The sequence below is a fragment of the Thermoanaerobaculia bacterium genome, from assembly GCA_035593605.1.
In the GTDB taxonomy this organism is placed as follows: domain Bacteria; phylum Acidobacteriota; class Thermoanaerobaculia; order UBA2201; family DAOSWS01; genus DAOSWS01.
Genome location: DAOSWS010000028.1, coordinates 1 through 11,420 on the forward strand (window position 1 = coordinate 1; position 11,420 = coordinate 11,420).

The following is an 11,420-nucleotide window of genomic DNA, read 5'->3' on the forward strand; positions in this document are numbered from 1 at the left end:
GAACTCTGTAAGGTTATTGTTTTTCAGTGATATAAGTATATACTGCTAGGCACCGCAGCCTTGAGTGACAGTTGTTATGCTCAGGCAAGTGTAATAAACTGAGAATGTTACCGGTAAAGTGGAAATATGGTGGAGCTGAGGGGAGTCGAACCCCTGGCCTCTAGAGTGCGATTCTAGCGCTCTCCCATCTGAGCTACAGCCCCAAAGAGAAGTTATTATACCACGATTGGTAGATGCGAGATTCCCTGGTGCAGAAGGGACAAAGTTCAAATTAGTTTAGGATCTGTTTACGAAAATATAATGAGTGATCCCTTACCTATGAATCTTCTCTACTGCCTTGCTCTCCTCTGTTAATCCTTCAACCTGGAAAGAAGCTTCATCATCTGGGTCGCATGGTGCTGGATGATGCTGGCTTCTTTTCCCGTGGCGGCACTCTTTCTCTTCAAGATCTCCATTACCTTCATCAGTTCTGTTTTAGTGGGAGCGTTGAAATTTTCCTCCGCTTCTTTAAAGGCAGACTTGATGATCATGGTCATACTGCAGCGTATATCTTCATCCGAGGTGGTTCGATGCAGGCTTCCACTGCAAGCATCAGGCATTCTTTCTGAGCAGATAGAAAACATTCTACAAGTTCATTTCGGACTCTTTCCGGAGTGAGATCTGTTCCCTCTGGTATTTCATGGTAGTACCATTTTTCTGACATCAATTCCCCCTTCCAGTGTTCTATATAACCACTGAAAAATTGAATGTCAAGAAATAACATATTGCTAATAGGGTATTTATGGTAAATATTGCAATATTGATACATGGCGGCTACTACTGGATTCAATCTTTTCAACATCCTTGTAAGATGATTTGAGCCTTTCCCTTCATGCTACACTACCTCGGTGACACGACTGGCTCCCCGGATGCTTCTTTTCATTGTCTTTGTTTCGGGAGGATTGGGTATCCTTTACGAGACCATCTGGTTCCGGGATCTTTCCCTGGTCGTGGGCAGTGCATCCCTTTCACTGACGATTATTTTGTCCAGTTTCATGCTTGGCCTGGGTCTGGGATCTCTCATCCTGGGTCGATGGGCCGACAGGGTCCGTCCACTCCGTCTCTACCAGCTTCTGGAAATGGGAATTGGCCTCTTTGCGCTGGCTTCCATGTTTATGACCGTCTTCCTGCCCGGAATTACAGGATGGATGACCCGGGATCTGGAACCTTCTGACAGTGATACGGTTCTGAGGTTCATCCTTCCCTTTCTCTTTGTTTTGATCCCCGCCGGCTTCATGGGGGGGACTCTCCCGGTGGCCGCTCGATATCTGATCAACCAGGGGTTTTCCAAGACACGTGGTGTGGCTGCATTTTACTGGATCAATACGTGTGGAGCCGCGGGCATGGCTCTCGCTCTTCCTCTCTGGATCCTTCCTCATGTTTCGACACCCCGCCTTCTCTTTCTTGGCGGGATTACCAATCTCTTACTTGCGGCTTTTGCCTTTCTCCTTCCTGCTGATCTACCAGGCAGCGAGAAGGAAGTTTCAACTCAGAAAGGGGATGTCATGCCCTTTTCTGCAATGGCGGCCTTTTTTCTTTCAGGCCTGACCGTTCTCGCACTCGAAACGCTCTGGAACCGCCATTTCGTTCTCATCTTTGGAGGGTCGACCTATACCTTCTCGTTCATCCTTTTTGTCTTTCTTCTGGGTACCCTGGGGGGAGCATGGTCGTATCCCCGTTTGCTTAAAAAGAGAAATCCGCTGAGTTTGTATACGGCTGGAATTTTTGCCGGAGGGATTTTTCTTGCCATGGCTCTTTTCGCTATGTCTCGCATGGGTGAGATCCAGCTGCTTGTCCTTTCGGGTCTGGGAATTTCCTTTGTCGGATACAACCTTACAACATTGCTTGTCATGATACTCTTTGTCTTTCCTCCGGCCTGTTGTTTCGGGATTGCTTTTCCCGCGGCGCTGGACGGTCTTTCACAGATTCGGCAGGATCTTGCCGGCCAGCTTGGAAAGATCTACGCCGCCAATGCGATCGGTACAGCTCTGGGCCCGGTTATCCTCACATTTTTCATTCTGCCTCACGTTGGATTTCAACGCTCCTACCTTGCGATTATCATTCTCCTCTTTGTCAGTGCAGGACTTGTAGCCTTTACCGTGGGCTCGCTCCGCTGGCTTCTGGCTGCGGCAGGAAGCATCCCGGTGATCATTCTCCTGGCTGTCCTTTTACCCCGATGGGATGCCCGGTCCTTTCTCCTCGAAACCTTCCGTCACCCTGAAGATCGCATTCAGGCCTTTCAGGGCTCGCACTGGGATTCTTTTGTCCATCGGATGGGAATTCTGGAGGAACGCACCGACACCGAAGCCCATGTGGCCGTAACTTCCCAGCCCGATGGTACCCATGCCCTTTTTATCAACGGAAAGGTGGACGCCAGCGACCATATGGACAGTCTCACGCAGGGACTGCTGGGCCATTTGCCCTTTTTTACCGCACGTGACGTTCCCGAAAATGTATTTATCATTGGTCTGGGAAGCGGAATGACCACCCATGCGGTCCTGACCCACCCGGTTCTGCGGGTGGAGACAGCGGAAATTTCTCCCGCCGTCATTGAACTTGCTGAAAAACACTTTATTCACATTAATCGAAACTGCTTCAGGGATTCCCGGTCCATCATTCTTCAGGATGATGGACGCCACGCCCTGACACGGCATCCTTCTGACCTGGATCTGATCATTTCAGAACCAAGTAACCCCTGGCTGGCCGGAATTGCGAATCTCTACACGGAAGAGTTCTTTACTCTTGCACGTTCCCGGATGAGGCCGGGAGGGATCTTCTGCCAGTGGCTCCAGTATTACGATCTCTCCGCCGACCATGTTCTTGGAATCCTGTCGACCATGCAGAAGGTTTTTCCGGAATTGGCGGTCTTTTTCCTTCCTGAAGTCGGCGATTTTATTATTCTCGCCTCTGCGGACCCATTTCAGATGGATGTCGACGCGATGGATTCCTTCCCCGTTAGCGCTGTCTTTGATCTGGAGCGCATGAAGATTTTGACAGAATCATCCATTCTGGGCCGGTTTTTTTACAGTCAGGATATTTTCCGGGATTATCAGTCTCCCCTCCCCATTCATTCGGACCTGAATCCCTGGCTTGAATGGCAGGCTCCCGCTGCCATGTATTCCAGGAATAAAAATAAAAGTCTTGAGCGGCTTCTTACCCTTGGACCGGAAAGTGCTATTGAAGTGGCCATGAATTTCGACGACAGCGGGACGGAATGGGCCCTTCCGGATCTGGGGCTGACATTTACTTCAGACCGTGTGAATGTGTCTCCGAAGGTGTCTCTTGTTTCCATGACCGTATCCACCGAGGTCGCCGCGCAAAACCTGAAGCGTCTTGTGCTCTTCAAGGTTTCTCTGGAAAATCTTTCCGTGTGGTCCGAGGTCGAATCCCGAGTCCCCGGTCCCTCCGCCTATCCCTGGCTGGCCTCTCAAATCCTTCCGGGACACCAGACTATTGAAAAGATTAAAGAATACGGCGATCAAGCGGTCTATATCGGATATCGACCCGGCGATCAAACGGCCATAGTCGTGTGGTCCTGCCGAAAAACCCGGCTCACCTGTGCCGCAGTAGAAACCGGAATGCCAGATGAAGTCGACTGGATAAAGTGGATCGATCATCTCGGAGTATCTTGCGAGTAAATTCATCAGGATAATTCTTCATCCCGGCATTGCCAGATTGCGTATATCCCGTGGTATAATTCAGGGAAGACGATGAGGTTTTCCGATTAATCCGTTCACGGTAATTCCGGGAATGGGGTGCTCTTTCGCAAGAACCCAAGGAGAAAGTCATGAGAGATCCACGAAAATCCTTTATTCATCGATTCTTTTCAGCCAGGACACTGCAGATCCCCATCCTGACCCTCTGCATGCTCTCATCAGGCTCAGTCGGGGTATGCGCCTCTCAGGACGACCAAGAGGGATCAGAGAATACGAAGTTGAGAACCAGAACCGCTCTGGGGCAACCCCTGATCCAGCCGGCTCCCCATTCTGCACTGAATCCCTCCACAAACTCCCAGGATGGCCCCGGCACACGGGCGGACCAGGCCTTCTGTTTTTACCAGATCGATCCTCTCACCGGTGGTTGTGATGATGATATCTACCACGATGAGGGAGAAGTTCTGGTCTACGATGTGGCCTTTATCAACAACGATTCGATCAGCACCGGTGAATTCTACGCCGATATCCAGGTGAAATCCGGTTCTGACCCCAACGGATATGTTTCGATTCTTACCTCGACGGCTACCTTTCCCGACACTGCTCCTGGAAACATCGTTTATGCCGTCGAACCCTTTATCGTGCAATATTCCGGTCCCAAAGCTTCCACGGGAGGAGACCTTATTCAGCTGGAAGTCGTAAATGTACGGGGTGCGGGGTGGACCTCCGCATGCGGGGTCGGCGACGTGGTGACCCTCGCAAACCTGGATGTCAGAGGAACGCCTGCAGAGGTTGCACGCTACAGCTTCGATACATCGGGAGACCTGGAAGGATGGTCCAGTGTCCATGCCCATGGTTCCACCTCTCCCGAATGTTCGGGAACGTACGAAAATGGAGAATGGGTACAAAGTGATGCACGTTATATTAACAATGCACTCCTGGGACACACATGCACATTACCCAATTGTGGGAGTACCTTTATTAGCCACAGTGATTCTATTAATTTTCCTGGACCCGATTATTTTAACTATTCCGATGAAGGACTCCTTTCTCCTTCTCTGGATTTCTCCGCAGATCTAGTCACCCAGATCGGTTTCTACTGGTGGGCCTATACGGAAGTTGATTTTGACGGATTCATCGTGGAAGGATCCAGGGATGACGGTTCCACCTGGGAGCAGATGGCTCTTACACCAGATTATTCAGGTGTGGTGGTCTACTCGGGTGATCCATGCGCGTACTATGCTCCTTTTCCCAACTATGGAAATAATGGTCCAACGCCAATCCTCTTTGGTGACGGTGCGAGTACAGTCATTACTGGCGACACCTTCACGCAGGAGTACATCGCCGATTTTTCCACCTATCTGAAAGAATCCACAGTACGGATCCGATTCCGGAACAGTGCCGACTCTTCGAACTTCTACATGGACTATTATGGGTACTATCCAGAAGGGATTTACGTGGATGAAGTTCGGCTCCTTACCACGGTCCAGTCGGAACCCGATTCCTGTTCTCCGTCTCCCGATCTGCAGTTTGCCGGAGCTTCACTCTTTGATGACTCCACCTATTGCGGAGATAATGCGATCCTGGATCCCGGTGATACGGGGCCCCTGTATCTCTACCTGGAAAATATCGGAAACGATGTTGCCGAAAATGTTACAGCCACCCTTGCCTGCCCCACGTGCCCTTCAGGCGTGACGATATGCGATGATACCGCTACCTATGGAATGATTCCCTTTGGTTCGACTCTCCTCTATGCACCTTCGTCGGACACCTTTTCCATTGCGATCGAAGATACGGTCGCCTGCAACAACGCTTCCGTCCCCATGGTCCCCACGGCTCTGGATTTTGAGCTCACCCTTCAGGGTGATTCCTACGGCCCTGTGACGAAGTATGCAACCGTTACCCTTGGGGGACCGGTCGAATCCCTTCGGTACGAGGATCACTTTGCCCAGGCTCCCGACGGTACTCTTTCCACCGGCCGTGTGAACTTCTCCACGCCAGGCTGGACGGAAATTTATCCATTGTATGTCGGGAAGGCAGCCAGCGCGGATAGCGATGGAATTGGAACCAGTGCCCAGGTAGAAGGACAGAGTGGGGGGAATGGTTTCTACCGAATCTTTTCAACGGTGGGGGCTGATTACGGTCTCACCGTTTCGTGGGACTGGAACATTGACAATGTCCGAATGGCCAAGTACGTTGTTGCTCAGTACACGACGAACGGCTCCACATGGAATACGATCCGCCAGGAAAACGGATATAGTGACGTTGGACCGGGATGGACCTCATATTCTGTGGATCTGGTTTCAGAATTCGGTGCAGCAGTTCTCGATAACAGTAATTTTGGCATCCGTTTTTACTCCGACACGATTACACCTGGATATTCCTATTACGTCGACAATATTCAGATCGTAGGCACCACGCATACCTGTTCCTCCAGCCCCTGCAACGGCGGTTGTCCGGACGGGTGCGATGAACCCACCGGACTGGCCATGACAACGGTGGAGGATATCTCCGAGTGCGACGATACCGGTGTCACGATCCAGTGGACTTTACCCTCAGCCTGGGGGGACGGTCAGGCGGGGGGTCGGGAAGTGATGGTATACCGGTATGACGATTCTTCCTGCTCCGTCAACGAGACTGCCGTGACCTGTGATGAAGGTGCACTGGATGATTCCTCCACGGAATGCACAGATAACACTTCTCCCAACAATACCGACTACTACTACAAGATAGAAACGACAAACAGGTGCGGAAAGTTAAGTTCCGACTGTTACACCACGTCTGCCCGGGATAACTATGCCACCGAACCCGACTGGACCGGGATTTCCGATGTCCAGGATCTGGATGACTGCGTCGGGGATGGGGTCCGGATTACCTGGGCCACGCCATCCGCCTGGAATGACGGAGGTTTCGGCAGCAGTACCCGACACTTCGAACTCTTCCGCTACTCGAACAGCGGCTGTACCACCGGAGAAACCCTGATTGACAATGCCATCGGTTCAGCAACGACCTACTATGACTACGATGCTCCCGACAATACCCAGTATTTCTACAAGGTCCGGGCTGTGAACCAGTGCGACAAGGTGACGGAGTCCTGCTCAACAGGAGTGACCGATTACCAGTCGGTGACGCCGGATGTGCAGAATGTCCAGGTCGCTGATGACGATAACTGCGTGGGTGACGGTGTGACCATCTCATGGGACTCGGTGGCCGATTGGGGTGATCACGACCTGGGAGGGGGATCGCGGCACTTCGATGTTTATCGTTATACGGATGCGGCCTGCGCCGGGGATTCAACGCACCTGACCCCTTCGGGTCTGGCTGCCGCTTCCACATCCTATCAGGACAATCCTACGGACAACACGGCCGTCTATTACAAGCTGGTGGCTACGAACCGATGCGGAACAACCTTCGAAACCTGCCTCTCCGCCGTGACGGACTGGGCTTCCTCCAATCCCACGGGGATGACGGCCAGCGCCGTAGATACCGATGATTGCGACGGGAATGGCGTGACGATTTCCTGGACGGCGCCATCCTGGAACGACAACGATCTGGGAACAGTGACCACACGTCACTTCGACATCTACCGCTACACGGACAGTAACTGCTCGGCGGACGAAGTCTCTGTGGTTTCCGATCTGGGAGCAGGAGAGACTTCGTATACGCTCCACAACCCGCCGGATAACCAGGTTTTCTATTACAAGGTCGTAGCCACGAATAAATGCGGAGACACCCAGTCAGCCTGTACGTCTGGAACCAACGATAAGGCTTCGACCGCACCAACCTGGGCGGGTGTATCCCTGGTGGAAGATGACGATGATTGCATCGGGGACGGGATCACGATCACCTGGCCGGCACCCTCCGACTGGGGGGACAACGATGTCAGCACCTCCACCCGACACTTTGAAATCTATCGTTATACGGACGCAAGCTGCACTCAGAACCAGGTGGTAATCAATGCGAATGTCGCGTCGAACGGAACCAGCCTGCAGTACGACCCGGCAGACAACCAGGCCTATTACTACCAGGTTGTCGCTGTCAACGGCTGTGACGATTCGACACCTTCCTGCTATGGCAGTGCCGTCACCGATTATGCTTCCTCTGCTCCTGCGTGGGCTGGTGTGACAACCGTATTCGACACCGATGACTGTGCCGGGGACGGGGTTACGGTTCAGTGGGCCACTCCCTCCAACTGGAACGACAATGGATTGGGTGGCGGCTCCCGTCACTTTGACATCTATAGGTACACTTCCGCGGCATGCGGAGGGACGGAAGTTGAAGTAATCACGGGGCTTGCGGAAGGTACAACTTCCTATGCCCTGCATGACCCCCCCGATAATTCTCCCTTTTACTACAAGGTTGTGGCTACCAACGCCTGCGGTGACAGCCTTTCGTCCTGCTATGCTAATCCTGTGACCGACTACATTGCCACGAATCCATCCGGGTTGCAGGTGAATGTATCCGAGGATGATGCCTGCAACGACACGGGGATATCCATAAGCTGGTCTCTCACTGACTGGGGAGACAATAATGTGGGTTTCGGAAATCGAACGTTTGATATTTACCGGTATACGGATGCAGGATGCTCCGCCAATGAGACCCCGGTAGTCACGGGACTTCCGGGAACACAGTTCAGCTACGCGTATGATCCTCCCAACAACCAGGTATTTCACTACAAGGTTGTGGCAACCAATAAGTGTGTATTGACCCAGCAGGCTTGCTCCAGTGGAATCACGGACTATCAGACTGCGGATCCGACATGGACCGGTGTTTCGGAGATTGTAGACCTTGATGACTGCATTGGAAACGGCATAGGAATTACCTGGAGTACTCCGTCCGATTGGGGAGACAACGATCAAGGTGGTGGTACACGCCACTTTGAAATCTATGGCTACACCAACTCAGGATGCAGCGCGGGTCAATTCACCGTGAACGCAAATGTTGCCGATACCGAAACGTATCTCGCCTATAATGCAACGGATAATACAGCTTATTACTACAAAGTGGTAGCTGTAAATGCATGCGGGAGCAGTGTGGAAAGCTGTCATGGAACCGCCGTAACAGATTATGCATCTTCGACCCCGACATGGGCTGGCGTGACGACGGTTTTTGATACAGATGAATGCGCCGGGGACGGGGTCACGATCCAGTGGGCCACACCCGGCAATTGGAACGATAACGGACTCGGGAGCGGGAGCCGTCAGTTTGATATCTATCGGTATGATACGGCCGGGTGTGGCGGAACAGAGGTGGTTGTCGTGACGGGGCTTGCGGAAGGCGCGACCTCCTATGCACTGCATGATCCTCCAGATAATACTGCTTTTTACTACAAGGTAGTTGCCACAAATGCCTGCGGAGACAGCCTTTCTTCCTGTTATGCCAACCCGGTGATCGACTACATTTCCGCGAATCCTTCGGGTCTTCAGGTGAACATTACCAATGATGATGCCTGTAATGGAACCGGGCTCACGATTTCCTGGACCCTGCTGGACTGGGGTGACAATGACGTGGGTCCCGGAAACCGGACAATCGATATCTACCGCTACTCCGATTCCGGATGTTCTGCCGATGAAACCGTCGTGGTTGCCGGCCTGGCCGGAACCGAGTCCAGTTACCCCTATGATCCGCCCGACAACCAGACCTTCTACTACAAGGTCATACTAACGAATAAGTGTTCGCTGACTCAGCAGGTCTGTTCCGGTGCAATAGTTGACTACCAATCCACGGATCCCACATGGGGAGGTGTAACGGCAATCGGTGACCTCGATGAATGCCTGGGTGACGGTGTGGGGATCACATGGAGAACTCCATCGGACTGGGGGGATAATGGCCAGGGCGGGGGAACGCGTCATTTTGAGATCTATGGATATACCGACTCCGGATGCAGCGTGGGACAGTTCACTGTAAACGCGAATGTAGCCGACACGGAAACGTACCTCACGTATGACGCGACGGACAACGCGGCCTACTATTACAAAGTTGTTGCCGTGAATGCCTGCGGCGGCAACGTGGAGAGCTGTTACGGAACTGCTGTGACCGATGAAGCATCTTCATCCCCGACAGGCATGACCATTGATACGATCACGGATGATGATGACTGTCTCGGAGACGGGATTACAATCAACTGGAACATTCCATCCGACTGGAAGGACAACGGAAATGGATCGGGAACCCGCCACTTTGATATTTACGGATACACCGATGCGGGATGCAGTGTGGGGCAGTTCCCCGTAGCCTCGGATCTTGCGGCCACGACGCAGACCTATGGTTACGACCCAACGGACAATACGACCTTCTATTACCAGGTCGTCGCGGTAAATGCCTGCGGTGACAGTGAGGCAGTTTGTTCCGGAGGTGTGGTTGATGTCGCATCCGTGGCTCCATCGGGATGGTCGATTACCGGGGCGGCCGACCTGGATACCTGTGATGATACGGGGGTTCAGATTTCCTGGTCCACGCCTTCCGACTGGGGAGACCATGGTTCCGGAACGGCATACTTCGAGCTCTACCGTTACGACGGGGCGGGCTGCACGACGGGGGAAACGCAGCTGAGTGCAGACGCTTCGAGCCCCTTTACCGATAATACAGGAGATAATAACACTTCATACTCTTACAAGATCGTAGCCGTCAACGGATGCGGTACAACGGCATCCGCGTGTTCAACCGCCATTTCCGATAACGTCTCCTATGCACCCGCAGGCCTGTCGATCACCGAAGCTGTGGATGTCAATGGATGTGCCGATACGGGAGTAAGAATTTCCTGGGATGCACCCTCGGACTGGGGAGACTTCGGATCTGGATCTCGACATTACGAGGTCTATCGGTACGACCAGGTGGGATGTGCAGGTTCCGCGACCCTGATATCAGATGATGCGACCTCTCCTGTGATCGACACGACGGGGACCAATGGAACCGATTACTACTACAAGGTGATCGCGTACAACGGATGCGGAGATAGTTCGGAAGCCTGCTCGGGTGCCGTAGCCGACACACTGGCTGCACCTCCCGATGCTCCATCGATTACCGACCTTTCCGATCTTGATCCCGCAGCGGAAACCGGGGTTCAGATCACGTGGTCTCACTCTGGGACGTGGGGGGACAATCTCGTATCTCCCCTGAACCGGACCTTCTCCATTTACCGTTATGACAATTCCAGCTGCTTGATCGGTCAGGCGACGGTAGTGACCGGGCTGGCTTCCGGGACCACGCAATATGTGGACACCAACGGAGTTCCCAACCAGGAGTACTACTACAAGGTTGTCGCCGTGAACTCCTGCGGCCAGACGGCGGGATCCACCTGTGAGGGTCCGGTAGCCGACTGGATTGACCCGGGTGAGGTGGAGAACGTACATTGGACAGATAAGACCACCCTGACCTGGAACGATGTTACCTATGCAAAGAATTTCAATGTGTACCGGGGGATTAAGGCATCGCTGCCTGACCTGAAAAACGCAAACTACGATTCCTGCCTCCTCATGGCGCCGACGATCAACCAGGCTACCGGTTTGACCAATACCCGGCCGGCTGGTGACTTTTACTGGTTTGTCATTACCGCAGAAAATCCGGGACAGGAAGGCGATCCGGGATTTGGCCGGATCGTGGATGCGTATGCCTCCTGCCCCATGCCGGGAGAATAAGATTTTCTCGGAACCCGTTTCGTGATCGTCAGTAAGGAAAGCAGAGGAGGGATTTTTCAAAGGATCCCTCCTTTTTTTACTCTCTTGCTAT

Annotated in this window: 3 protein-coding genes and 1 tRNA gene; 2 read left to right on the forward strand and 2 right to left on the reverse strand. The window is 52.8% G+C overall.

Annotation, left to right across the window (positions count from 1 at the left end):
• Positions 1-127 precede the first annotated feature (127 nt).
• Together PLD04_12575 and PLD04_12580 are read right to left on the reverse strand one after the other, a co-directional pair.
• Positions 128-203 (reverse strand) — tRNA-Ala (locus PLD04_12575).
• Between the two features lie 147 nt (positions 204-350).
• Positions 351-530 (reverse strand): hypothetical protein, encoded by a 180-nt coding sequence (locus PLD04_12580; GenBank protein HXK69165.1) that lies wholly within the window; start codon positions 528-530, stop codon positions 351-353.
• 357 nt (positions 531-887) lie between these two features.
• Here PLD04_12580 and PLD04_12585 point away from each other — a divergent pair, with 357 nt between their 5' ends.
• Both PLD04_12585 and PLD04_12590 read left to right on the forward strand, forming a co-directional pair.
• Positions 888-3,677 (forward strand): fused MFS/spermidine synthase, encoded by a 2,790-nt coding sequence (locus PLD04_12585; protein HXK69166.1) that lies wholly within the window; start codon positions 888-890, stop codon positions 3,675-3,677.
• Positions 3,678-3,826: 149 nt separating this feature from the next.
• Positions 3,827-11,329, forward strand: coding sequence for a hypothetical protein (locus PLD04_12590; protein HXK69167.1), 7,503 nt, complete (start codon positions 3,827-3,829; stop codon positions 11,327-11,329).
• Positions 11,330-11,420: the final 91 nt, after the last annotated feature.